This window comes from Paraburkholderia kururiensis (genome assembly GCF_034424375.1).
GTDB lineage: Bacteria > Pseudomonadota > Gammaproteobacteria > Burkholderiales > Burkholderiaceae > Paraburkholderia > Paraburkholderia kururiensis_A.
In genome coordinates this window covers 2,164,763-2,190,892 of the sequence record NZ_CP139965.1, presented here as the reverse complement: position 1 = coordinate 2,190,892, position 26,130 = coordinate 2,164,763, and the positions used below count along the sequence as shown (strand labels likewise).

Genomic DNA, 26,130 nt, shown 5'->3' with positions numbered 1-26,130 from the left:
CTCGCACGGCGCGTGGCGGCATGCCTGCAAACGCGTTCATGGCGCGCGCACGACGAAGTTGCCGATGCCCGTGCCGACCACGAGCCATTGCACCGACCCGGACGACAACGCGATCGTGACAGGCACGTCGATACTTTCCGCGCCCAGCACCACGCGCGAAATCGACGCGCCGCCCGTGTAGCGCATCGACACGCCCGTCACGCTCGCGCTCCACCGATGCGCGCGAAACAGGTCGTCGGTCATGGGCTGCCAGGCGCCGTTTTCGGCGCGCTGATAGAAGCGGTACCCACCGTTCACGGGCTGCCATGCGATGGGCGTGGACCGCACCTGTGCCTCGTCGCCGGCCGATTCGAGCAGGCTGGCGAGGTGCTGCGCTTCTTCTGCGAGATCGGTGCGGCGGTTCGTGGTGGGCGCGAGCGTCACCACGGCCACGAGCAGCCCCACGATCAACATGACGACGAGCATTTCGAGCAGCGTGAAGCCCGCGGCGCGCTGCGGCGCGCGCACGCGGTGCCGCGCAAGTCGGGCGCCGGCACGCGTCACGCTGTGCGCAAGGCCACCGTCACGCGCGATGCGCTCAGCCCGCACGAACGACAGCGCGATGCTCACGCCCCAGCCGCGCATGCGCGCTTCGCTGCGCTCACTGCCACGAGCCGATGTCTGCATCGTTGTTCTCTCCGCCTGCCTTACCGTCGGCGCCATAACTGAACACGTCGATTGCGCCGTGCACGCCCGGATTCAGATATTGGTACGCGTTGCCCCACGGGTCGTTGGGCAGCCGCTCCAGATAACCGCCGTCTTTCCAGTTGTTCGGCACGGGGTCTACCGTCGGCTTTTCCACGAGCGCGCGCAGCCCCTGGTCCTGCGACGGATACCGCCCGTTGTCGAGCCGATACAGATTGAGCGCCTGCATCACGGTGCCGATGTCCTGCTTCGCCGCCACGCGCCGCGCCTCGTCGGGACGGCTCATGATCTTCGGCACGATGAGCGCGGCGAGAATGCCGAGAATGGCGATCACCACCATGATCTCGATGAGCGTAAAGCCGCGTTGACGGTGCGCCTGGCGTTGGCGTCGCCGCGCCGCATGCGCGGTACACGCATGCGTTGAATGAAGCATTCCGGACCGCGTCATCATCTGTTCACCCTCGCGTCAAAAAATGTCGGCCTGTACTGCGTTTCGTGCACGCGCCGCTTAATCGCCCGCTTGTTTGGTTCCGCTTCTTCGCCCAGGACACACGCCATGATCCGCCTGCCTCTGAACCGCCGCGCCGTTGCACCCATGCTCGCCACGGCCGCTGCGGCCGCGTTGTTTATCGCCGTGGTGCTCGGGTGGGCGCGCGTATTCAGCGCACCCGCGCCCGCCGCACCGGCCACCCCGCCGCCGCCCGCGCCGCTCGACGTGTCCGCCGGCACGACCCTCTTCGGCGCCTCGCCCGACGCCGACACGCACAACACCATCCAGCTGCTCGGCATTCTCTCGTTCGATGCGCACCACGCGGCCGCCATCGTGAGCCTGGGCGGCGACGCGGCACGCGTCGTGCGGTTGGGCGGTGCGCTCGGCAACGCCGTGAAACTCGCGGAGGTACACGCGCGGTCCATCGTCGTGGAAAGCAACGGCTTGCAGCGCGAAATCAGACTGCCCGACGCGCAGAGCCCGAGCGCGTTCGTGCGTTGAACCTGCATGCCGCCACGCGCGGCCGGTGCGCCGTTCATCACTGCACCATGTTGTTGAGTTCGATGATGGGCATCATCACCGCAAGCACGATCACGAGCACCACGCCGCCCATCGCGAGAATCAGCAGCGGTTCGAGCAGGCTCGTGAGAAACATGGTGCGGCGTTCCAGTTCGCGCGACTCGCCTTCGGACGCGCGGTCGAGCATCGTCGTCACGTCGCCGGTCGCCTCGCCCGAGCGGATCAGATGCACGAGCACCGGCGGAAACGTCTTCGTGTTGCCGAGCGCACGCGAGAGCGACGAGCCTTCGCGCACGCGCACGATGGCGTCTTCCACCTTGTTCAGCATCGCGCGGTTGCTGAGCGTTTCGCCCGCGGCCTGCAACGCGCGCAGAATCGGCACGCCGGCTGCCGAGAGAATGCCGAGGGTGCTCGCGAAGCGCACCGTGTTGTAGCCGCGCACGAGCCGGCCCGCGAGCGGCGCCGTGAGCAGCCATTGGTCGAACGCGAGCCGCGGCCCCGGCAGCGAAAGCACCTTGCGCACGAGCCAACCCGTCGCGAAGAGCCCGCCGAGCGCGGCCCACCACCCGTGCCGCACGAAACCCGAGAGCGCGAGCATCGCCACCGTGAGAAACGGCAATTGCTGTTTGGTGCTCGTGAACACGTTGGCGACCTGGGGCACCACGTAGCTCAACAGAAACGTGACGATGCCGAACGCGATGACCGTCACGACCGCGGGGTACGTGAACGCGAGCACGATTTTCTGCCGCAGCGCGTTGCTCTGCTCGATGTAGTCCGCGAGCCGCGAGAGCACCACGCCCAGCTTGCCCGTGTGCTCGCCCGCCGCCACGAGCGCGCGATAGATGTCGGGAAAATCGCGCGGATGCTGCGAAAGCGCGTTCGCAAACGAATGGCCGCCCACCACCTCGGCACGAATGGAGGCCATCAGTTCGCGCACGTAGTCGCGCTCGGACTGGTCGCTCAACACCGAAAGCGATTCGTCGAGCGGCAGGCCCGCGATCAGCAGGCTCGCGAGTTGCCGCGTCACGATGGCCTGCTCGCGCTGCGAGAGCTTCTTGCCGAGCGCGAGCCGCCGGTTGCGCTCGCCATGCAGCCGCGACGCCGCGAGTTCGACCACGAGCGGCGTCAAGCCCTGCGCGCGCAACTGGCTGCGCCCGGCCTTCGCGCTGTCGGCTTCCAGCACGCCTCGCAAGGTCTTGCCCGTGGGGTTGATTGCTTCGTAGCGGAACGCAGACATCATGGGGCTCCTGTTGTACCTGAAGCACTTGCAGCAGCCGAAGCACCTGTTGCACCTGTCGCTGCCGTTGCACCGGTCACGCTGTCCGGCGCGCGATCCGAACCGCCATCGCCACTCCCGGACGGCCGCTTCATCCGCTGCAAGTCGAAGAGGCCTTCGGCCGGCGCGACGCCCTGCTCCGGGCCCGGCGGACGCGGCGGCAGCGCGGGGCTGTCGCGGTCGCGTTCGATGCGGTTGTCCGACCGGTAGTCGCTCATCTGCTGTTGCAACTGGTCGTAGCGGTTGCCCGAAATGCTCGCTGTGGTCTCGCCGTCGTGCAGGATCACGGGCCGCAGAAACACCATCACGTTCGTCTTCGTGCGGCTCTTGTTTTCCGCACGAAACAGCGAGCCGATCAGCGGCAGGTCGCCGAGGAACGGCACCTTGTTGTTTCCGTCCGAATAGTTATCCTGAATAAGTCCGCCCAGCACGATGATCTCGCCATCGTCGGTGAGCACGGTCGATTGCACCGACCGCTTGATGATGGTCACGCCGCCCGGGTTGTTCACCGAGGTCGGGTCCACCGACGAGTCTTCGGAATAGATCTGCAGCTTGATGACGCCGCCCTTCGTGATCTGCGGGCGCACGTGCAGCACGATGCCCACGTCCTGGCGGTCGAACGTGTTGAACGCATTGACGCCCGTGCTCGACACGGCCGTAGCCGTCGAATACGAACCCGTTTGCACCGGTACGTTCGAGCCCACCACGATGCGCGCTTCCTCGTTGTCGAGCGTGATGAGATTCGGCGACGAGAGAATCGACGCGTTGCTCACGGTGGCCAGCGCCTGCACGAGCGCCCCGAGTCCGAAGAACTTGCCGAACTTGTGCAGCAGGCCGATGTTGATGCCGTTGTTGAGCAGCGTGGTGGCCGTTGCCGTGGAGAGATTCTGGCCAAGCGTCTGCCCTTGCGCCGTGAGGTCCACGATGCTCTGGCTCGTCGACGTACCGAAGTTCGTGCTGCCATAGAGCGCGTTGTTGCCGTTGCCCGACTGGATGGCGCCCTGCCACTGCACGCCGAGATTCGCGGCCGACGTCGCGCTCATCTCCACGATCATCGCTTCCAGATAGACCTGCGCGCGACGCACGTCGAGCTGGTCGATCACGTTGCGGATGTTCTGGTAGACCGGCTCTGGTGCCGTGATGACGAGCGAGTTCGTGGCGGCGTCGGCCTGGATCATGCCGTTCGCGGCGGACTCCGCGCCGCCGCCCATCGCGCCCGCAATCAGGCCGCCGCGGCCCGTCGTGGTGTCGCCGCCGTTCGAGCCCGATGCGCTGTCGGTCGTGCCCGGCAGCGGCGGCACGCCGGCTGTGCCCGTGGACGCATTTGTGCCGGTGCCCGTACCGCCGCTCTTGCCCGACATGCCGCCGTTGCCCTCGCTGAAACTCTTCGACGACGCATTGCCCAACGAACCGCTGCCCGTATCGCCGGCGAGACCCAGCATGCCGCGCAACACCCTCGCGAGATCCACGGCGCTCGCGTTTTGCAGGCGCACCACGTGCATGTTGCCGGGCACGCGCGTGGGCGCATCGAGCTGCGCGATGAGCGCCTTGGCGTCGGCGACGCGGCCGGGGTCGGTGGCACGCAGCAGCAATGCGTTGAGGCGCGGGTCCGCGCTCACCGACACCTTGAGCGTGGCGTCCGCGTTGCCCGTCGTGCTCGGGTCCAGCATTTTCTGCACGACGGGCGCGAGGTCCATGGCGCTTTCGTGATTGAGCGGCACCACGGCCACGCGCTGCGACGTGCTGGCGTCGATGCCCGAGATGATCTCCGCGATGCGGCGCACGTTGTCGGCGTAGTCCGTGACGACGAGCGTGTTGTCGTTCGCGTAGGCCGCGATCACGTTGTTGGGGCTCACGAGCGGCTTCAACACGGGCAGCAGGTTCGTCGCGGATTCGTTGCGCAGCCGGAACACCTGCGTAATGACGTGGTCGCCGCTCGCGCGCGGCGTGTTGCCGACGTAGGTGGGCGTGCCTTGCAGCTTCGCATCGGCCTCGGGCACCACCTTCAGAATGCCGTGATCGCGCACGAGCGCGAAGCCCTGCATGCGCAGCGCCGCCTCGAGCGTCTTGAGCGCGCGCTCCTTGCTGACGGGGTTGTCGGAAACGAGATTGAGCTGCCCTTTCACGCGCGGGTCCACGATGATCGTCGTATCGGTGGCGGCGCCGATGGCCCTGGCCACCTGCGCCACGTCCGCATTCGAAAAGTTGAGGCTGACCTGCGCGAAGGCAAACCGCGCGGCGACCAGACCGGTCAACAGAATCGCGAAGCCTGCGGGAACACGACGGAAGCGACCGAAGCGGGAGCGTGTACTTGTCATAGGGCTGGGTTCGATGCCGGAGCAACAGGCGGGCGGCGACGGACGCGTCTGCCGCGTGCATCGATACTCCACAGCACACCCCGCATGGCCTCGTCTGTTCGTCGGGTCCCCGGCGCGCCTCATGCCGGACGGATTCGCCCGGCAAAGACTAAGCAGCGAAGTGGATCAGAATTATGACGAATGGTGGGCAACATTTTGGGCGCGCTTGAGTGGTTTCCATTAAATCGTTTTCGGTGAATTCGATTGCCGTTCATGTCATATAGACGTTTCGACGTTTTATATTCATGCCGCATTGCGTGGTTTATTTTTTACGTCGAAATTCACTTCTTTATAAAGGGCGAATCGCGGAATGGCGAGGCTTTTCAAGACGTGACAGAAATGGTCCGTAGCATCTGCCATCAAATTGACGTGGAAGGGCGTTAGGGGCTTCGCCCGTCGCGGGCACGGGTTCGCCTGGCTTGCTACCTGGGCGGTTGCGGGTTTTCTTTCGCTCGTTTTTGTTGCCTGTCTTCGGCTTTTTTCGGCTCGCTGCGGCGCTCCCAATCGTTCTTTCCAGAGCCCATATGGGTTACAGCCGATTTTCAAAAATGGTCCGTACCATTCGATATAAAAGTTTCACAAATTCTTTCCAGATTTCACCTAGAGTAATTCGGCGGTTCACACCGGATACCGGTCGCCGCAATGTGGCAATCAAGCGGTACTCGTCTCGTCATCAGGCGACAGGCATTCCCTTTATCTTCGTTCAAGGAAATCTCATGAAATCCAGCAAGCGCAAGATCTGCCAGGCTATCACCCTCGTCATTTCCGCCCTCGGCGCCTCGGTCGCCATGGCGCAAACGGCGCCGTCGCTGATCGGCGGCGGCTCGTCGCTCGTCGCGCCGACCATCGGCACCGAAATCTCGGCGTTCCCCGCTGCGGACGGCACGATTTCGTACTACTCCGTCGGCTCGGGCAAAGGTCAAACGGCCTTCCTGAACAACGACCCCTCGCAATTCAACTCCGGTACGGTCACCGTAACGGGCACGGTTGACTTCGCGAACAGCGACGCGCCGCTGTCGTCGGCCCAGATCTCGGCTTACACCTCGACGGGTGGCCTCGGCGTCACGAACGGCCCGCTGATCCAGATTCCGTACATCGTCACGCCGATCGCGATTCCCCTCGTGAACGCCCCGACCGGCACGGGCCCGGCTCTGCCGAACAGCACGACGCCCACCGTTGCCCTCAGCGACGACGACCTGTGCGGCATCTTCTCCGGCAAGCTGACCGACTGGAACCAGGTCGTCAACCCGGACAACGGCTCGGTCTACTCGGCCACGAGCAAGCCGATCACGGTGATCTATCGCGCAGACAACAGCGGCACGACCGACCTGACGACGGCTCACCTTCAACAGGTCTGCCATACGACGTCGTTCGTGCGTAATGGCGTGACGGTTGCGGCCAACTCGAACATCACGTTCACCGAGTCGCAAAACTTCGCGGGCGAATTCACCGGCGGCGTGCCGTCGAACTTCCGGTCGGCAACGGGCAGCGGCGGCGTTGCGGCCGCGCTGCTTGCGCTCTCCGGCGCTGGCGTGGGTTATCTGAGCCCGGACTACACCAACACGTTCCTCGCACCGTCCAGCTCGCCGGCCAAGACGAACAATCTGTCGGTCGCCAGCCTGCGTAACGACTTCACGGGCACGGACATCGTTCCGACGTACCAGAACGCAACGACGGCCATCGGCACGGCCAAGGCTCCGAGTGCCCAACTCACCGCCAAGAACCCGGCCAACTGGGTGCCGGCCGTTAGCAACCCGACGACGGGCTACCCCATCGCCGGCACGAGCCAGATCATCGTCAGCCAGTGCTACGCCAACCCGGGTTCGAACAGCCCGTCTCCCGCTGCTGCGGTCGTCGACTTCCTGACGCAGCACTATTCGAGCAGCAACGCGGCGACGCTTCACGGCAACGGCTTCGACTCGGTGCCCTCGGGCTTCCTGACGGCGATCAACAACGACTTCCTCTCCAACGCCAGCACGTGGAACCTCAACATCGGCAACACGACGGGCTGCTCAGGAAAGGTAGGCCGCTAATCGCGCCATCCGTCTGACTAGAGCTTTGCATTTCACGGCCCTGCGTAGCAGGGCCGTTCTCTTTTTATCCGCCCGGATTCGCAGCACAGACGCTAATTCCGCACGCCATACGCGGGTGTGGTCAAGCCCATACAGGAATTCCCATGAAACTCAACAAACGCAGGATCTGTCGGGCCGTCACGCTTGCCACGTCGATCCTCGGCACCCCGGTTGCCATAGCGCAAACGGCGCCATCGATGATCGGTGGCGGCTCGTCAATGGTCACTCCGCTGATTGGCACTGAAGTCTCTGCTTCCCCTGCGGCAAACGGCACGATTTCTTACTACGCGGTCGGTTCAGCCAGAGGCGAGGCGGCGTTCCTGAACAACGACCCCTCGCAATTCGACTCCGGTACCGTCACGGTGACGGGTACGGTCGACTTCGCGATCAGCGACGCGCCGCTCTCGCCGGCACAGATCTCGGCCTACACGTCGACGCTCGGCGTCACGAACGGCCCGCTGATCCAGATTCCGTACCTCATCACGCCCGTCACGATTGCCCTTGTGAACGCTCCGGCCGGCACAGGGCCCGCGCTGCCGGGCAGCGCGACGCCCACCGTTGCGCTCAACGACGACGACCTGTGCGGCATCTTCTCCGGCAAGCTGACCAACTGGAACCAGGTCGTCAACCCGGACAACGGCTCGGTCTATTCGGCTACGAGCAAGCCAATCACGGTGATCTATACCGCTGGCGACGGCGACGCAACCGATCTTTTGACCGCTCACCTCGCGCAGGTCTGCCACACGACGCCGTTCGTGCGCAACGGCGTGACGGTCGCGCCCAACTCGAACATCACGTTTACCGAGTCGCAAAACTTCGCGGGCGAATTCATTGCTGGCGTGCCGTCGAACTTCGCGCCAGCATCAGGCAGCAGTCGCGTTGCCGCTTCTCTGCTTGCGCTCTCCGGCGCTGGCCTCGGTTATCTAAGTCCCGACTACACCAACACGTTCCTCGCGCCCTCCAGCACGCCGGCCAAAGCAAACAATCTTCCGGTTGCGAGCCTGCGGAACGACTTCACGGGCACGGACTTCGTCCCGACGTACCAGAACGCGACCACGGCGATGGGCTCCGCCTCCGCGCCCGGCACCAGACTGATCGCCCGGAACCCGTCCAACTGGGTGCCGGCCGTCCGCAACCCGTCAACCGGCTATCCCATCGCCGGCACGATCCAGATCATCGTCAGCCAGTGCTATGCCAACCCGAAGTCAAACAGCCCGTCTCCCGCTACTGCGATTGTCGACTTCCTGACGCAGCACTACGCCATGAGCAATGCGTCCGTCCTTCGCGGCAACGGCTTCGATTCGGTGCCCTCGACCTACCTGACGGCGATCAACAGCGACTTCCTCTCCAACGCCAGCGCATTCAACCTCAACATCGGCAACACGACGGTCTGCTCGGGCTCGGTGACAGGACGCTGATCGCACCATCCGCCAGATCGATGCCCCAATGGCGAACGGCCCTGCACAGCAGGGCCGTTCCTCTTCTGCCTCACACGTCATCCGGTCCGCCACATGCTCCATGCGGACCACGACAACCTTAGCAACTCAAATCTTCCCTAACCGCTCCTGCTCTTCCTTGCTCAAAGCCGCCTTCTGCGCCTGGCCCACGCCACCGAATCCGATGACGGAAACGGCGTTGGCCGGGTCGTAGCCCACCTGTGCGGACTTACGCTTCCTTGGGTCGCCGTCGCCGGCATCCCCGAATCCTTCCACCTGCACAGAGATGCTCCAACGCCGTTGGCCGACGCCGGTCGCATTGTTCTTCACGATGTCCTGGGCCAGCTGGCTCGCGGCGGACCCAGCGGAACTCGCCGCCGTCAGTGCGCCGGTGTTCACCGTCTGCGCCACGGGAATTCCGGCGGACTGCCCCTGAACCTGAATGTTGTCGGCGTTCGCCACGTGCAGCGCCGCGACGTTGAGATTGCCCGACACGCGAATACCGGCGTCGCCTGCGTCCACTGTGCCGCGCGGCGCGATCAGGGTCGCGTCGCTGGCCGGCGCACCGGCAATGGTCTGCAGCGTCGCGATGCCTGCACCGCTCACCTCGCCGCGTGCGTCCACCGTGCAATAGTGGTTCACGTCGCACACGTAATTCGGCGCAGGCGTATCGGCCACCGACTTCGAACCCTTGCCGGCGTTGATGTCGCCGTTCGAACTCCAGATGGTCATCGCGCCGCCCTGCTCGGTGAAGATCCGGCTTTGCGCAAGCAGCACGCTCTGGTCCGTGAAGATGTCGATATCGCCTTGCTCGAGCGTCAGGATGCCCTGCGTGCCGGGGCCTGCCACCACCTGGCCGTTGGCGTTGACGATGGCGGGCGGGGCCGACGTACTGCCCACCAGCGCCTGGCCGCCCGGCCCCAGAATCGAGATCGTGCCGCCCTGCTGCGTCTGGATGGTCGTACTGCGGATATCGAGATTGCCGGTGCTGACAAGCTTGTTCGCGCCGTTGCTGCCGCCGCCGAGATTGTTCGCCGTATAACCCAACGACGACGGGAACAGCGTGTTGATGGCCTGGTAGCCGCGCGCGTACTGCCGGTAGTAGGGGCTTGCCTGATTGTTGTAGTCCTGCCCCACGTCGGTCAGCACGCTGAACAACACCTGTTCGGCAAAGAGCTGCTGCACGTAGGGCGGCAGCGCCTGGAACTGCTGCCACGCCTGCGCAGCGGTGAGCGTGCCCACGGCCTGCTTCGCGGCGTCCTTGTCCTGCGCGCGCCCCGTGTCGACGGCAAGCCCGGCATCGTACTGCTCCATGAAGGCGATCAGGGCCGGCGTCGTGGACGGAACGCCGGGCACTGTCTTCGAAGGATCGATATAGGCGGAGATGAACCCGGCGCTGTCGACGCCCGGCCCTACGCCAAACAACACCTGAATGTTGGCGCTTTCGTGCGGCAAATTCGGATTCAACGCGTTGCCTACTGCCTCGATACCCGTTGGCGGCGCGACAAATCCGTCGTTCCGACCGCTGGCAACGAAGGCCTGCTGCTGATTCGTCAGCGGCCCGATGTTGCGTCCGGCTTCGACGTCGAACGTACCGGGACCGCCCAGCAGCAAGGCAGGAACCAGAGCCGTCGAACTGGCAAGCAGCGGCGTGTCGTAGATGTCGCGCCCGGCAACAATGCGGGTCACGTCCGCCGCACGCAGGTTTTGCCCCTGAAACGCGAGGTCTACGATGTCCTGCCCGGCCTGGATCAGGGCCGGCTTGTCGATCGTCACCGTCACCTGGTTGCCGTAAAACCCCGTCGAGCCGAGGATGCCGTTCACGATGCTGCCGTTCAGGCTGTAGATGCGTGCGGGCGTCGAATCGCCGGCATGCAGTGCGCTCGACGCGTGAAGGTCGGGCGTAGCCGTGGGATTGACGGGCGACGGCATGGACGATGGATCGGCGTCCGACAGGCCGAAAGTCTGGCCGCCATTCGCTACGTTGGAAAAGCTGATCGTCTGATTGGCGACGAGGTTCAGTTGGCCCGTTGCGGACGGGTAAAGCGTGCCGGCGGAATCGAGCGCGATACCGCCCGTGAACGCGGTGAGGTTCAGGCTGGCGGGCAAGGTGCTGATCGCCGGGATAAGCGTGAGGCTCTTGTCGTCCGGGGCAGGCGCCAACGTTCCGAAATCGACGTCGCCTGTCACGGACTGGACGTTGACGGCGGACGTGGACGAGTAGGCCTGCTGATCGCCGCTACTCGTGCCATATGACGGATTCAGCACGCCGCCGATATTCGCGCCTTGGCGCGCACTGACATTCAGGATGCCGTCCTGCACCGCCAGCAGTGTGCCGACCGGTCCGAACGAAACAATTGGACTGAGCCCGCGGCTGGCGTTGTTCGCGCTATACGTCGTGTAGTTCACACCGTCGGTGCCAATACCGCCGCCCGCCGTGATCGCTCCGGTTCCCTTCGCAACGAAGTAGTCCCCGCTCAGAATATTCCCGCCGGCATGAACGAACAGATTGCCGCCGCCCACCGTATTGACGGCGGCGTTGCCCGCGCCGTCATGGGTGAGAAACCACGTGGTGGGCAGCGAGACCGCGAGGTCCGTGATGTTTCCACCCGCGCTGACCGAGACGTTGCCGCCCACACTCATCACGCCCTGATCGAATGCGCCAAAGTTGATCGACGTTTGACCGGCGGGATTGCCGGTTTCCATCCAGGGCGACCAGAACTGGCTGATGTTCTGCCCAACGCGGCCCGATATCGTGCCGTCCTGATCAATAACGTTTTCGATACCCGTGATGTCGCCCTGTGCGTGAATGGTGATGTCGCCTGCGGAGTCGGGATTGACGCTCGGGCTCACCAGCGTATCGGGAATGCCGTTGGACGTATTCCCTTTCACAATGCTTGCCGTGCTGCCCGCCGTCGGCGCGCCCGCGGCAGTGGTCGGTGCGCCTGCTGTGTAGACGACGCCGGGCGCGGTGGCATCCTGAAGCACAAAGCTGTTTCCCGCCGCGATATCGATGGCCCCCGTGCCGGTCCGGATCATGGTGGGCGCCAGCAAGGCGACGCCGTTGGTGTCCACGTAGGCGGTGTGTCCGTCGAGCGACACGTTGCCGCTGCCGCTCGCGTTGCGGAACACCGATGCGGCCTGTACGGCGAGCGGGTCAGCGCTTCCCTGGTCGGCCCCCGACACCACGCGAAACGACGTACTGGCTCCGCCGACGAGCGAGGCGGCCGCGAGCGGCAACGGGTTGCTTGCTGTCGCCGTGAGCGACGGCGTGTTGTCGTTCACCGCCGGCGGACTGACGGTGGACGTCTGGATCACCGCATCCGGTTGAACGGCGGGCGGAACGAGCGGCGTGATAGTCGGTTGTTGAGAAGGATGGTCGTGCCAGAACTGGGCCACCTGGGTGAGATAAGTCTGGTACTGGTTCAGGTAAATCAGATAGAGCCCTGCATTGGTCGCCTGATCGCTGTCGGACGGCGCAGATGGCGCACTGGGCTGCCCCGGCTGAAAGGGTTGGGAAGCAAACGTATGGATTGCGTTTATTACGTTGGACGCAGCGGGAAAGCCCACGAGAGCGTTCACAGCCGTCGGCGTTTGGTCGAGATAGTTCGCATATGCGGTATACAAGGCGTAGTACTCGGCTATTTGGTCGGCCGTTCCTCCCACCGGTTGCCCTGGCGCAAAGGCCAGCGGGTTCGGTCCCTTCGCGAAATAATTGAGCCCATAACCATAGCTCGCGTAAAGCCCCGACGGCGCATTAAAAATAGCTTGCGCCTCAGTCAACGTCGACAACGGCGGCACAGGAATCGACCCGCCGCCGCCCAGCGGATTCGCGATCTGGAAAAACCCGTCGGTCAAACTCGCTTTGACCTTCACGTTGTTTTCGGCACGAAGCGTAATGACAGGCGCCTGGCCCTGAAAGCGGTACGCCAGATTCGTTTGCGACGTGCCCGCGCCGAGGTTCCAGTTCGTGAGCACCGAGATGTTGCCGCCATTGATCGCGGCGCTCGGGTTGTCGAGTTCGATGCCGGGCACCACGTGGAAATTCGCCACGTCCGTGCCGGCGAACTGATTGGCCACACCGGTCAACCCGTTGTTGACGAAGTTCATCAACGTGCCAGCGCCGTTGCTCGAATTGCCGCCGCTATAGCCGTAGAACGTCTCGTGGTCGGTATTCGCAGCGCTACCTGCCGGTGCGAAAAAGTCGTTGGTCAGATACGGCGTCAGTTGATCCGCCGTCATGCTGCCCGCCGTGTAGGTGAGCACGGTATTGCCGCTCTTGTCCGTGAACGTGCCTGACACCAGGCTGCCCTGACTGTCGTACCAGCCCGCGGGGTCGACGATGCCGTCGAAGTGTTGGGCGCCCGTGGAGGGGTCAGTCGTGCTCCATACCGCGTAGCCCTCCAGATTGACCGCACGCGCCCCGACAATCGTCGAACCGTTTTGACCCGGCGCGATGGTCACGTTCACGCTGCCGTCGTCGAGCACGGGCGCCCGGAAGCTGACCGTGCCGCCCGACAGTCCGCCGGCCGTTCCGCCCGAGACGTCGATCAGCGCCTTTGAGCCGACGGTGATCTTGCCCGAAGCCGTTTTCGACATCAGCTCGTAGCCATAGGTGGGATCGACCTGCACCGCACCATTGGCCGTGTCAGGCACGCCGCTCACGCCGACCTTCACCGTGCCGCCGCGTTGCGTCGCACTGGAGCCTCGCGCAAGCAGCGAGCCCTCGATATCCACGTTGCCCTTGCCGTACAAATCGATCTCGCCGCCTGCGGTACCCGAGGCGTTGATCGTGCCGAGAATCGCGACGTTGCCGTTGTTGGCGTCTAGGCCACCCGAGCCGCCATCGGCCGTCAGCGATACGGTCTGGGCTGTCAGCGCGTTGCCCTGCGAAAGCGTGAGGTTGCCCGACTTCGTGCGGATCGCGATCGACTGGTTCACGCCGCTCGATGCGAGCGTGGTGGCGAGACTGTCGAGGTTTGCCGCACCGCCCGTGTCGAGCGAAAAGGAGCCGCCCGCAAAGCCGGCCGCGGCACTGCCTTTGAGTGTGCCGTTCAGGTTCACCACCTGCTGCGGCGCGGACAACGAGAGGCTGCCGGCCGCCCCGCCGCCGGCCGGCGCCGAGAAGTCGAGCGTGGCGCCCGCCTGCACGTAGATCGTGCCGGTATCCGACGTGAGCGTGATGGCACCCGCCGGCGCGTACTCCGTCACGTCGAAGAACGGCATGGCGACGCCCGCCGAGCGGATGGTCGCGCCGCTGCCGATGGTCAGATCGCCCGACGTGGCCTCCATGCCGACATTGCCGGCCGGCGCCGCAATCGTGGCGCCGTTGTCGTTGACGGTGCCGCCAATGAAGCTCCACGCCCCGCCCAGCGACGTGCGGTTCAACGCGGTGCCGGCCGCGCTGTTCAGCGTCAGCCCGCCGCTCGTCTTGAGGGTGGACGCCGAACCGGTATCGGCCAGGAAGACCGGTGCGTTGAGCGTGACCGGCAGCGCGCCGAAATCGAACGTGCCCGAGTTCTGGCCCACGATGCCGCCCGTCGCGGTCATCGATACCGACCCGAAGCCGCTCGCCGTCTTGTTGCCCGCGCCGAAGTCGATTTCCTTCGCGTTCACGGTAAGCGTGCCGCTGCCCGTGGCCGCCGTGCCTTGGGGTGCACCCGTCTCGTTCGTGAATGCGATCTGTTGCGCGTTGAGCGTGACGTTACCGCCGCTATTGGCGAAATTCCCGGCGCTCAGGTCGACGCTGTTGCCGAACGTGGCGTTCACGTCGCCCACGAAGTTGATGGCGCCCGCGCTGCGCAGAATCACCTGCTGCGCGTTCGCCAGTTGTGCCACGCCGGCCGGATTCAGCACGAAGCCCGGCAGGCTCGCCGCGGCAGCGCTGCTGTCGTTCGTGAACGTGATGGCCGAACCGTCGACCGTGATGGCACGTGCCGACAGCACCGCGGCCGGGTCCACCTTCAGGTCGCCCGACGAATCCAAGGTCAGTGCCTGCCCGCCGGTCAGCGTCGCGCCCGCGCCCACCGTCAGCAAGCCCGTACCCGCGGCGCCCGTGCGGTTCACGGTGGTCATGGCCCCGTTCGATACGCGCAGCAGCGCACCGTCGCCCGCAATCGTGATGGGCTGGTCCTTTGCCGCGGGGTAGTTGCCGGTGGCCGAGATGGCAGCGCCCGCATCGATCTGCAATCCGTTGACCGCGTCGGGATCGGTGCTGGCCGATCCGGTCTTCGTCACGAGCAGGATCTCCGGCCCGCTCAATGCGTTGCCGGTGTTGTTGGAGAGCACCACGCTATTGGCGATCGGATTGATCGTCACGCCGCTCGTCGTCGCCGTGCGCGTGCCGCCTATCAGCAGACTGCCGGCGTTCAGGGAATCGAGCGCGTCGGCGCCGATCTGCAGGTAGCCCGGCAGCGCCGCACCGCCGTTCCCGGTGATCTGGATGTCCTGCGAGGCGATGTCGATTTCGGCCGGTGCGCCGCCGTCGCCCGCCGCGGTATTGAGCGTCGCGCCGAGCGTGAGCGCCTTCGTTGCGGCCAGCACCAGTTGACCGCCGTCCACGGGAAGCGGCGGCGTCACGTTCCCCTTGGTGGCTGCGAGCGCCGGGAAGAAGCTGTTGGCCCCCGTCAGCGTGTACTGCGAATACTGCCGCCAGACGGAGCCCGACTGCACGTCGAATACGGTCGGCGTCGCGCTGCGGCTGCCGGTCAACGCGTCGGCGAAATAGCCCGCGGTCACGACCGTGCCGTCCGGCAAGACCTTGCTCGATCCCGGCGCGATGTTGCCTGCGTTTGCCGACACCGTGATCCGATACGCGCCGGGCAGCGTCGCGTACTTGCCGGGCAGCAGCGTGTAGTAGCCGGCCGCGAGACCCGGCACGCCCGACAAATACACCGCCTGCCCCACAGAGCCGTTCATGCCGGCCTGCCCGATGCCGAGCGTGCTGGTCGTGCTGCCCACCGTCCCCTTCGCACTCGTGAACGGCTGCACGGTCTGCGCGAACACCGGGTCGTACGCGGCCACGGGCGACTGCGTACCGGGCACGATGGCGTACACGTTCGTGGCGCCCACGTTGACCGGCACGGCCGTGCCCGTGGCGCCGTTCGCATAGCTGACGTTGTACTGCGAGAGCACGTCGCGCGTGCCGCCGGTGCCCGGCACCCATTCTTCGGCCTGCAGATTGCCGCCGCCCGAAAGGTCGATCGTCGCGCCCGGGTTGAGCGCCACGCTGCTACCGTTCGCGCCGATGAACTTCTGCGGCGGCGCAGTCAGATCCGACAACGTGGTGCCTGCCGTCGGATTGAATTGCCACTCCACACCGTCCACGGTCGTGCCGTAGGGAATGACCGCACCGCTGTTCGACACCGACGTCACGCTGCCGCCTGCGAACGTCACTGAATCGGTCGCAACGATCGGCAGGTTGTTGAACTGGCTCTTCGTTGCCGCCGCCGTGGCGTCGCCTACGCCGAACACGATCGTGCCCGAAGGCGCCCGCACCGTGCCGCCCTGCACGATGTTCGTCGCGTCCACGAGCAGCGTGCCGCCCGCAGACAAGGGCGTGTCCGAGGCGCCGTTGGACTGGAACGCGATGGTCGTGGGCGTGGGACGCCCGCCCACGGTCGGTCCCGTCGCGTCGAGAATGAAGGGTGTGCCCGTGGCGGGATACACGTCCGCGGCCCGGAACGTCAGATTGCCCGGCGTAAACAGCTCGCCCGCCAGCAAGCCTTGCCCCTGGGTGATCCCGCCGTTGGTCGAACCCAGCCGGATATCGCCGTGGCTCGTGAACGTCGCCTGCGCGAAATTGTTGAGCTGCACCTGGTTTTCCAGGTCGATGAACGACGCGTTGACGTTCAGCGTACCGTCCGCCAGCGGTTTGACGGTCGGAGCGAGAACCGCGTTACTCCAGCTGGCCCCGATGAACGGCCCCACGAGCGCCACGTAAGGCGCCTCGATCGTCACCGCCGTCCCGGTCGAGGTGGTCGATATACCGTCGGGCAGCAAGCTCGAAAGAACGGTGTTGACGGGGTGAAGGTTGCCGCTGGACGGCGCAGGCGCGGCAGTGCCCAGCAGCGTCTGTACCTGTTGGCTGCCGAGCGCCACCAGTTGTCCCGCGTTGACGATGACCGCTTTGCCGAGGTTCAGGTCGACCGGGCCGGTGAACACGATCGGCACCGCCAACTGCGCAGTGCTGCTTCCGAGCACGAGTGTGGAGATACCGGAGCCCGTGAGGCGATCGGCGGAAAACTCCAGCACGCCGTTCAACGGCTGCGTGAAAGCCTGCCCCGGCGCGAGGCCGGCCGGCACCAGCGTGCCGCTCTGCTGGACGACCAGGGCCGTCGCGCCCGGCAGCGCAACACTGGCACCGCCCACCTCCACCGAACCCGCAACGGCATTCACTTCCGGCACGATCGACAGTGTGCCGCCCTCGGCCTGACTGGCGCCGGGCTGCGCCTTGAAGGTGCCGTCGAAATAGAGACCGCTCGATGCGGCCAGCGTGATGGAGCCCGCGTCGCTCCAGACCGGTTGCGAGGCATACCCGCCGCCCGGCTGCGCCTGATCGAAGTTCGTCGCGGCACCCGACACGTTGATGAGCGAGCCCGCCTGCGCCACGACATAGCCGGAATCGTCTGCAATGGTGACCGAGCCGCCGGACAAGACCTTGCCCGTGTGCGGCGTGATCGTCGTGAGCCCGCTCTTGACCGGCGCAGCAAGCGGATTGGTCAACGCCACGCCCGATACGTCGAGCACCGCGTCCGGCCCCAGCCACACGGACTTGCCGGGGCTCGTGAAGCCGCCGCTGCCGGTGTACTGGCCCGGCAGCGCATACGACGAGGTCAGGGCGGTATCCGCGCTCAACGTGATCGCGCCGCCTGGCGCGACGATCGAACCGAGCACCGTCACCTGCGCGGGCGAACCCAGCCCAATGCTCGCGCCGGCATCGCCGACTATCGACGCGCCCTGCCCGACGCTCACGCCGCCTGTCACGCCGGGATAGTTCGGAACGGCCTGCGTGGTGCCCGAGCTACTGTTGCCTTGCCAGGCCACATAGCCGCCGCCTGTCATGACGAAGTTCGTCGGCTGACGGTGATAGGCATCGAGCGTTCCGACTGTCGTGAGACCGCCCGACGAGAGATCAGCGCCGCTGGCCGCTCGCTGTAGCGCGGGAACGTCGGGAATCAGGTTCTGCTGCGTGACATTGACCGTCGCGCCTTGCGCCACGCCGGCGTCGAACATCGCGTTCAGCACGTAACTGCCGAAACCTTGTTGCGCAAAGAAGTCGGTCGGCAAGACGACTGACCATGCCGGCGCCGAAGCCGGATCGCCGCCGATCTGGAAGCCCGGCGCCTGCAGCGTCAACGTCCCGCCGCCGGCAAAGCCGAAGCTGCGGATGCTGCCGTCCATCGTGAGGCGGTCGTCCGTGGGCAACTGCGCCGGAAAACCGGGCTGCGCGACATACGTCAACAGCGAAACGCTGCCGCCCTTGCCGAGCGGCACGCCGTTGCTCATCAGCAGTTGTCCGTTGGCCTGCAGTTCGCCGCCGCTCGAGACGTCGATCACGCTGCCGGGCTGCAAGTCGATACTGCCCGTGGCCGAGAGGGAGACAGTGCCCCCGTTGATGAACTGGCTATCGCCCGGCGTGGTGCCCGCCGCCGTCTGCACGTCGTTGTTGACCCACTGCCCGGCCGTACTGAGAACCGCATTCGGCCCCACCGTGATGTTGCCGCCGTTCGAAATCGAAATCGTGCCGGCGGGCACCGTGATGCTGCCCGCCACCACGGTACTGCCGTTGCTCGTACCGCTGAATTTCACGCTGCCGCCGGGCTGCAGGTTCAGTTGCGTGCCCGCCGTCACCACGAATCCCGAGCCCGCCGTCTTGTCTTCCGTGACGTTGAGCGTCGCGAACCCGCCGGCGTTCAGCGTGCTCACCGGCACGACTCTCGTGGCCAGCACGTTGTCGGGGTCGGTGGCGGAAAGCCCGCCGAGTGCCGTGGTGTCGAACGGCGTGTCGATGGAGAACGCGGACGACAACGTATCGAGTTGCGGCGCGGTGTCCTGCAGGATCACGAGGCCCGATTCACCGGTAGTGGACGTGCTGGCCCCCAGCGTCAGCCCTGCGAGATTGCCCGCCGCGGAGAACGTGGAACTCGCCGCCGGGTCGCTGCCCAGATTGAACGTGCCGCCGGTCGGCTGACTGTTGCCCTGCACCTGTTTGGAGCCCGCAAATGCCTGGGCGCTGATGGCGCCGTCGAGCACGAGCGACTGGGTCGCGTAGAGGTCCAGCGTCCCGGCATTGCCGCCCACGATGAAGTCCGGTTCGATCAGGCCGCCCGTCTGCAGCGGGTTATACCAGGTCTTCGTCACCTGCCAGCGCGGGTGGCTTTCGGTGAATGCGCCCGCCACGCCCACGAACGTATCGTAAGGGCTCGCCTGGCCGATCGGCACAATGGCGCCGCTCGCGTCCTCGAGCAATGTGGTGTTCACGCGCCCGCCGAGGTAGTGGACGTAACCGCCGTTCAGGTTCATCGACGAACCGGCCGCCGTCATTACCTCGTTGCCCGAGAGCATGATGGTGCCGCCGTTCGTGAGCAGCTGGTCGACCGTGCGCGGAATCAGGCTGACGTATCCCGACAGGTTCAGGATCGGACTGCCGACCCATTGCACGCCGTCGCTGCGCGTGCCTGACAGCGTGCTGTCCACGACCACGTTCTGCATGCCGAACAGGATGCTGTTGCGCAAGAGCGGCGAATCGGCCAGTTCGTTCAGGCCGACGCGCGGCACCGTGACGAGCGTGGCGCTGATCGGCAACTCGACGTTTGCGAGACCAGAGACGTCGATGGTCGCGCCGTTATCGAGATAAATGCGCCCGGGCACCGCCGTATCGCCCGGCGGCGTGGCGTTCAGTGCAGCCTTCGGCGTGAGCGCGGCCACCGATACCGTCGAGCCCGGCGCTTCGATGAGCGAGCCGCCCTGGAACCAGACAGAGCCCGCCGTCATCGTGATGTTGCCGGCAGTGAACGTCGTGCCCGGCGACGACGTGACGGTCTGGCCGTCCTTGTCGGCCAGCACGGTCGTCACGGAATCCGGCCCGAAGGTCAGCAGGCCCGCACGATGCGTGTCGCCGGCGCCGCCATTCGCGCTGAACGTGACGGGTTTCCCGTTGGTGGTGAACGACTGACCCAGGGGGCTGTTCGAGCTGTATTCGTCGACGGTGGAAATCGTGATGGTGCCCGGCGAGTTCACGCTCGTCGTCACGCCCACTACGCCGTTTTGGGCCACGCTGCTGCCGAGCAGATTGACGTTGCCGCGCGCCGCCTGGATCAGGCCGGAATTCGTGAGCGTGCCGGCCGGCGTGACGTCCGCACCGCCGGCCGTCACCAGCTTGCCGCTCAATTCCGGCTGCAACACTTGCGGATTCACCGCGTTCGGGCGCAGGCTCACGCCCACGCCGGCCGCCAGCACAACCTGGCCCGCCGTCGCCGTGATGCTTCCGCCGTTGTTCACGTTCGGCGCCGCGATCAACACGAAGCCGCCGTCGCTCGCCGTGCCGTTCGTGTGCGTCGTGATCGACGCACCGGGCTCGATGGTGACGCTGCCGGGCAAGGAATAAGGGTTGGAGGCGCTGACCGTGGCCTGGTTGCCGAGCCCGAGTATCTCGTTCGGCACGTCAGGGTTCGGCGGGGTCGTCGAGTTGTTCGTCTCGGGACTGGCCAGACCGCCCGCTGTCCCCGGGGTCATGCCGAGGAACAACCGGTTGCTCGCGGCCACGTCGGCCGGCGTTTGCAGCAGGTGGTTGTTCGTGTTGAGCAAGTCCAGCGACGAGGCCACGAGCGAATGCACGTTGACCTGCGACCCCGCGCCGAACAGCACGCCGTTGCGGTTGATGACATACACCGAGCCCTGCGCGGTGATGTTGCCGAGAATCTGGCTCGGGCGACCGGTCGGGTCGTCGATCCGGTTCAGTACGGCCCAATTGTTGGCACCGTTCGTCTGCGTGCCCGTCGACTGGTCGAAATTGAGCGTCGTCTGCCTGCCCACGTTCATCGTCTGCCAGGTCAGCACGGCATTCTGGCCGGTCTGCTTGATATCGACCGTCACGTGCCCGCTGCCGTCCACGCTCTGCGTCGGAAGGTTGGCGTTGTACCAGAGCTGCGCGTTGGTGGTATCGGTCTGGCTCACGCCGGGCGCCACCTGCAAGCCGCCGGCGACGAGGCCGTTGGGCACGTTCGACGCAGTGGCCGCCGCCGCAGCCGCCGCGCTCTGCTGGGCCGCAATCTGCGAAGCGATGGCCTGCGCGGCATGCCCGAGATTGAGAATCGAGGGCTGGCTCGCCTGAAGCGCCTGTTGCGGCGACACGCCGAGGTTGGCGATGCCCGCACCTCCTCCGCCGCCCGCTCCCCCTGCCGCCGTACGCGTTGCCTGCCCGAGGTTCACGATGCCGGCCGCACCGGCGTGCGCGGTCACGCCCGCGGCAAGCGTGAGCGCAATAGCGTGACAGAGCGGCCTGAGCTTCGATCGCAATGCGACGGGTGGGTGGAGAAGTTGTTGTCGTGTGTGCGCACGTGCTGCCATTTCGTCTGCCCCGAACACAAGATTGAGCGATCACATCCGGCACGGGCTAGCGCGTTGCATCGAAGATGCAATCCGGATAACCCTCTGGACCGGTAAACGTCGAGACGTTAAGGGTCTGGTGTGGCGGCGGTATTTCCAGTGTTACGTACCATTCCCGCCGTCCAGAAAGGTACGGACCTTTTCCGGCTCTGCGCCATTGCCCGACGATGGCGCGCTACCGCTTTCGGGACGGCCCGGCATCGAGCGCTCCCACTCCTTCACGTGACGCTCCAGCGCCTGCGCGACGTGCCCGACCACCGTCGGCCAGTCGCCCGGTTTGTCCTGGCGAAAGAGCCGCGCCGTCGGATACCACGGACTGTCTTCCCGGTTCAGCAGCCATCGCCAGTCAGGGACACGCGGCAGCAGTACCCACACCGGCTTGCCGAGCGCGCCGGCGAGATGCACGACGGACGTGTCCACGGCGATGACGAGGTCAAGACATGCGACGAGCGCCGCCGTGTCCGCGAAGTCCTGGAGGTCCGGGCCGAAATCGAGCATGCCGCTTTCGGCAAACGCAACGGCGTCGCGCTCGCGAACCTGCGGTTGCAGGCTCACGAACGTTGCAGTTTGCGCAAGCAGCGGTGCGAGCGTCTCCAGCACAACCGACCGGTTCATGTCGTTGTTGTGCGTGGCATTGCCCGACCACGCGAGCGCCACTTTCAGCCGCCCGCGCGGCGCACGCGCCTCGAGCCGTCTTCTCCACTCGTGCATGCGGGCGACGTCCGCGTGCAAATAGGGCACGTCTGCCGGAATGGTTTCGAGACGGGTATCGAAGGCAAGCGGCAACGTCAGCAACGGACATTGCACGTCGAACGCCGGCAACGGCTCGCCGATCGCGACCAGATGGCGAACACCCTGAAGAGACGACAGCAGGGTCTTCAACGCTGCCGGCACCTCCATCACCACCGCGGCGCCGCGTGCCAGCACGAGACTCGCGTACCGGCAAAACTGGATCGTGTCGCCGTAGCCCTGCTCCGAATGCAGCAGCACAGTCTTGCCCGCAATGGGTTCCCGTCCGGACCAGAACGGCCGGTTTGCATGACGGCGCGACCGGGCCGCGTCCGGGTCCACCCATCGGTACTCGTATTTTTTCCAGCCCTCTGCGAAATCGCCTGTCAACAGGCGGCAGTAGGCCTCTTCGTGATGCGCGTGGCCTTTGTCGGGCTCCAGTGCGTGCATACGCGCGTAACAGCCGATGGCCTCGTCGAACCGCAGCAACTGTTGCAAGGCGCTGCCCCGCAACGCCCAGCCGGCGGCGTCGGTTGGCGGCACCTGCGCCGCCGCCTCGAAGCTCGCGAGCGCGTCGTCGTAGCGACCTAGCAACTGAAGCGTGTACCCGCGGCTGATCAGCAGTTGCGCATTCGCCCCGATTCGTTCGAGCGCCCCATCGTAGCTATCCAGCGCCTCCGCGTAACGCTCGAGCATACGCAGCGCGACGCCTTGATTGCTGAGCGCCGTCAGCACTTCGGTAGTGTTTGCGAGTGCCTGCGTATAGGCCTCTGCTGCCTCTGTATGACGATGCAGTCCTGCCAGGGCGTTGGCCCGGCCGAGCCGCGCGCCCGCATGGTTCGGCGCGATCGACAGGATGCGATCGCACCGGTTGAGTAGTTCCGCATAGCGGTGCCGCAAATCGAGCGCGATGCAACTTCTGTAGAGCGTGTCGACGTCGTCCGGCTTCGCCGCGAGCGCCTCGTCGAAACAAACCAGTGCTTCTTCATCGCGGCCAAGGGCAAGCAGCATCGTGCCGCACTGCGACAGCAGTTCGGGCACACGCGGGCGGATAACCAGTGCGAGCCGGTAACTGCGCAAAGCTTCCTCGTGACGCCCAAGGTCACGCAGCGCATGGCCTCGATTGGTGTGCGTCGCGAAGTTGTGCGGAGAAATCGCCAGTGCGCGGTCGAAACTGATGAGCGCGTCGGCGGCACGACCGAGCGCACGCAGCGCGTTACCCCGGTTGCTCCATGCCTCGGCAAGCCCCGGCGAAAGCGCCAGCGCCTGCTCATAGGTCTTTTGCGCCTCGGCATGGCGTCCCAGCCCGAGCAGCGCGTTGCCGTAGCCGACGTGAGCCGGTACGTGACGACTATCCAGCCGCAACGCTTCCTCGAACGGCGCGAGCGCCGCCTCATGGCGACCCAGCTTGACGAGCACCAGACCGTAATGGGCAAACGCCCACGCATAGCGGCGCTCGAGGCGCAGCGCGCGAGCCATCGCGCGTTCGGCCTGAATCAGGTCGCCACATTGATCGCAGGCCGCACCGAACAGCAGCCATGCCTCCGCATTGTCCGGGTCGATCGCGAGCACGCCGCGATACAGTTCCAGAGCCTGCGCAATCTGCCCTTTGTCGTGCAGCGCGCGGCCGTTTTGCAGTGCGCTGCGCACCGCCGCGTGCATGAGCGCTGCACGGCCGCCCGTCGGGTCGTCGTGAGATTGCGCCGTGCGACCGCCACGTTCCCTCTTGCGCTCCATAGCTCGCTCGTTCACATGGGCAATGCGGTGAAGTCCGCACGGGCGACTGAGCGCAATGCCAGCCTGACGCGCTCGAACACGTCGCCCCACTCCCCTGCGCGCGACTGCCGGAAGAGCCGTGCGGTGGGGTACCACGGGTTGTCGTCGCGCTCAAGCAGCCAGCGCCAGTCGGGCAGGTAGGGCAACATGAGCCATAGCGGCTTGCCGAGCGCACCGGCAAGGTGACCCACCGACGTATCGACGGTCACGACGCAGTCGAGGCACTGCACGAGCCCCGCCGTATCGGCAAACGAGCCGAGTTCGTCGCCGAAATGCACGATGGGCGATGCTTCCAGAACCGGCAGGTCCTCGTCGCGTACCACCTTCTGGATACTGACCCACTGCACCTCGTCGGTCAGCAAGGGCAGCAGTTCTTCAAGCGGAATCGAACGGTTGTGATCGTCCAGATGGTTCGGATTACCGGACCATGCGATGCCGATACGCGGGCGCGTACGCTCGCCGAGGCGAGCCTGCCATTTCTCGACGTGCTCGGGTCGCGCGCTCAGGTACGGCACGTCGGCCGGAATCGACGCCAGGTCGGTGCGGAACACGAGCGGCAAGCTCAATAACGGACAGTGAACGTCGAATGGGGGCAACGGGTCGCCGTATCCGACGACCGCGTCGACGCCTTCCATGCCCTCCATCAGCGACTTGAGCGGCACCTGCACTTCGACCACCGCGCGCGCGCCCAGCGCCTTGACGCGCTTCGCGTAGCGGCAAAACTGGATGGTGTCGCCGAGACCCTGCTCCGCGTGCAACAGGATCGTCTTGCCTTCGATCGATTCACCGCCCAGCCACAGCGGTTGCGCGAATGCACGCTTGTGAGCCCCTACCTGATCTTCGCGCCAGCGCCACTCGTAGGCAGGCCATCCCCGCTCGAAGTCGCCCGTCTGCAGATAAACGAACGCCTTGGTGAAATTCGTGGCGATATTTTCGGGGTCGATGGCCAGCACGCGGTCATAGGCGGCCAGCGCCTCGTCGTGACGCATGAGCGAACGCAGCGCATTGCCGCGCTGAAAATGCGCCAGCGTATCGGCCGGATCGATGGCGAGCACGCGGTCATAACTCGCGATGGCCTCGTCGTAGCGGTGCAGCCTCTGCAAAACGCGGCCTCGCGTGAACCATGCGAGCGCATAGCTACCATTGATCTCGATGGCCCGGCCGCAGCTTTCCAGCGCCTCGTTTTCGCGCCGCAGGCGGGTCAGCACTCTGGCGCGATTGCAGAGCACTTCCACAAAGCGCGGCGCAATATCGAGCGCTGCGTCGTAGCTGGCAAGCGCCTCGGCGTCGCGCCCAAGACCGTAGAGCGCGTTGCCACGGTTGGCGAGCGCGCCGGCGTGCCGCGCGTCCAGCGCGATGGCACGAGTGCAGCGCGCGAGTGCGTCCTCGTATCGACCAAGCCGTTCGAGCATCACGGCGCTGTTGTACAGCGCGTCGACGAAGTCCGGCCGCCCCGCAATGGCTTCGTTCAAGCTCGCGAGCGCTGCGTCGAGCCGGCCGGAATCCGCAAGCGTCAAGCCTTGCATGAGCAACATCTCGGCGTTGTCCGGCCGGATGGCGAGCGCGTGGGCGTAATGCTCGAGCGCTTCTTCGAGCCGGCCCATCTCGCGCAGCAGTTGTGCGCGCTGCCGATGCGCCTCGAACGACCGGTTATCGACGGCCAACGCCCGATCGCACGAGGCCAGCGCCTCCGTATGGCGCTTGAGCACGCCAAGCGCAGCCGCACGCCGCCACAAGGCCTCGACCAGCGTTGGAGCGAGTTCGAGCAGGCGGTCATACGCCGTGACCGCTTCGGCATGTCGACCGAGATCGGCGAGCACGCCGGCGCGCCAAAGCAGCGCGCGCAGGTGCGAAGGATTGAGCGCGAGCGCGGCGTCAAGACGAGTCAGCGCTTCGTCGGTACGGCCAAGGCTGATCAACACCGACGCGTGATTGGCCAGCGCGAGCGCCGACGGACTGCGCTCGATGGACCGCCGCATGGCCGCGTCCGCCTGCTCCATCCTGCCGTGCTGAAAGTGCAGCACCCCCAGCAGGTGCAGCGCTTCCGCATGGTCAGGATCGCTTTCGAGAATCTTGCGATAACCCTTTTCCGCGTCCAGCAAAGCACCGCGTTCGTGAAACGCGCGTGCGCGACGCAAGGCGCTGTCGGCCGCTGTCAACATGTCTTGTGTGTCCGATGTTT

Annotated in this window: 10 protein-coding genes; 3 read left to right on the top strand and 7 right to left on the bottom strand. The window is 65.6% G+C overall.

Annotation, left to right across the window (positions count from 1 at the left end; all coding sequences use genetic code 11):
* Positions 1–36: 36 nt before the first annotated feature.
* Positions 37–666, bottom strand: a complete 630-nt coding sequence (locus tag U0042_RS09825; protein WP_269814062.1) for a GspH/FimT family pseudopilin — start codon at positions 664–666, stop codon at positions 37–39.
* A complete protein-coding gene (gene gspG / locus U0042_RS09820) occupies positions 641–1,117 on the bottom strand; it encodes a type II secretion system major pseudopilin GspG (protein ID WP_114814331.1) in 477 nt (158 codons plus the stop codon). The genes U0042_RS09825 and gspG overlap by 26 nt, the downstream gene beginning before the upstream one ends.
* A 123-nt stretch (positions 1,118–1,240) precedes the next feature.
* Between gspG and U0042_RS09815 the strand changes: the two genes are divergently transcribed.
* Entirely contained in the window at positions 1,241–1,675 is a 435-nt protein-coding gene (locus U0042_RS09815; protein WP_114814332.1) for a general secretion pathway protein GspC, read from the top strand.
* A 37-nt stretch (positions 1,676–1,712) separates the two neighbouring features.
* On the opposite strand, the gene gspF is transcribed toward U0042_RS09815, so the two are convergent.
* Both gspF and gspD read right to left on the bottom strand, forming a co-directional pair.
* The gene (gene gspF, locus U0042_RS09810; protein WP_114814333.1) at positions 1,713–2,930 is read right to left on the bottom strand and encodes a type II secretion system inner membrane protein GspF; all 1,218 of its coding nucleotides are present in this window, start codon (positions 2,928–2,930) and stop codon (positions 1,713–1,715) included.
* Complete coding sequence (gene gspD / locus U0042_RS09805; protein WP_114814334.1) at positions 2,930–5,287, bottom strand: type II secretion system secretin GspD; 2,358 nt, start codon at positions 5,285–5,287, stop codon at positions 2,930–2,932. Before gspD ends, gspF begins: the two co-directional genes overlap by 1 nt.
* A gap of 755 nt (positions 5,288–6,042) precedes the next feature.
* Between gspD and U0042_RS09800 the strand changes: the two genes are divergently transcribed.
* Positions 6,043–7,359, top strand: a complete 1,317-nt coding sequence (locus U0042_RS09800) for a substrate-binding domain-containing protein (RefSeq protein WP_114814335.1) — start codon at positions 6,043–6,045, stop codon at positions 7,357–7,359.
* A gap of 143 nt (positions 7,360–7,502) precedes the next feature.
* Complete coding sequence (locus U0042_RS09795) at positions 7,503–8,816, top strand: substrate-binding domain-containing protein (RefSeq protein WP_114814336.1); 1,314 nt, start codon at positions 7,503–7,505, stop codon at positions 8,814–8,816.
* A gap of 126 nt (positions 8,817–8,942) precedes the next feature.
* Here U0042_RS09795 and U0042_RS09790 read toward each other — a convergent pair whose 3' ends face one another.
* The 3 genes from U0042_RS09790 to U0042_RS09780 form a co-directional block, all read right to left on the bottom strand.
* Positions 8,943–21,353, bottom strand: coding sequence for a filamentous haemagglutinin family protein (locus U0042_RS09790; protein WP_327205050.1), 12,411 nt, complete (start codon positions 21,351–21,353; stop codon positions 8,943–8,945).
* 192 nt (positions 21,354–21,545) lie between these two features.
* Entirely contained in the window at positions 21,546–23,909 is a 2,364-nt protein-coding gene (locus U0042_RS09785; protein ID WP_114814338.1) for a tetratricopeptide repeat protein, read from the bottom strand.
* 11 nt (positions 23,910–23,920) lie between these two features.
* Positions 23,921–26,110, bottom strand: coding sequence for a tetratricopeptide repeat protein (locus U0042_RS09780; RefSeq protein ID WP_114814339.1), 2,190 nt, complete (start codon positions 26,108–26,110; stop codon positions 23,921–23,923).
* Positions 26,111–26,130: the final 20 nt, after the last annotated feature.

Excerpts from the sequence above, each read along its gene's own strand:
- U0042_RS09785 (WP_114814338.1), bottom strand. The coding sequence starts at position 23,909 with ATGGAGCGCAAGAGGGAACGTGGCGGTCGCACGGCGCAATCTCACGAC.
- gspG (WP_114814331.1), bottom strand. The coding sequence starts at position 1,117 with ATGCTTCATTCAACGCATGCGTGTACCGCGCATGCGGCGCGGCGACGC.
- gspF (WP_114814333.1), bottom strand. The coding sequence starts at position 2,930 with ATGTCTGCGTTCCGCTACGAAGCAATCAACCCCACGGGCAAGACCTTG.
- gspD (WP_114814334.1), bottom strand. The coding sequence starts at position 5,287 with ATGACAAGTACACGCTCCCGCTTCGGTCGCTTCCGTCGTGTTCCCGCA.
- U0042_RS09780 (WP_114814339.1), bottom strand. The coding sequence starts at position 26,110 with ATGTTGACAGCGGCCGACAGCGCCTTGCGTCGCGCACGCGCGTTTCAC.
- U0042_RS09795 (WP_114814336.1), top strand. The coding sequence starts at position 7,503 with ATGAAACTCAACAAACGCAGGATCTGTCGGGCCGTCACGCTTGCCACG.
- U0042_RS09825 (WP_269814062.1), bottom strand. The coding sequence starts at position 666 with ATGCAGACATCGGCTCGTGGCAGTGAGCGCAGCGAAGCGCGCATGCGC.
- U0042_RS09815 (WP_114814332.1), top strand. The coding sequence starts at position 1,241 with ATGATCCGCCTGCCTCTGAACCGCCGCGCCGTTGCACCCATGCTCGCC.
- U0042_RS09800 (WP_114814335.1), top strand. The coding sequence starts at position 6,043 with ATGAAATCCAGCAAGCGCAAGATCTGCCAGGCTATCACCCTCGTCATT.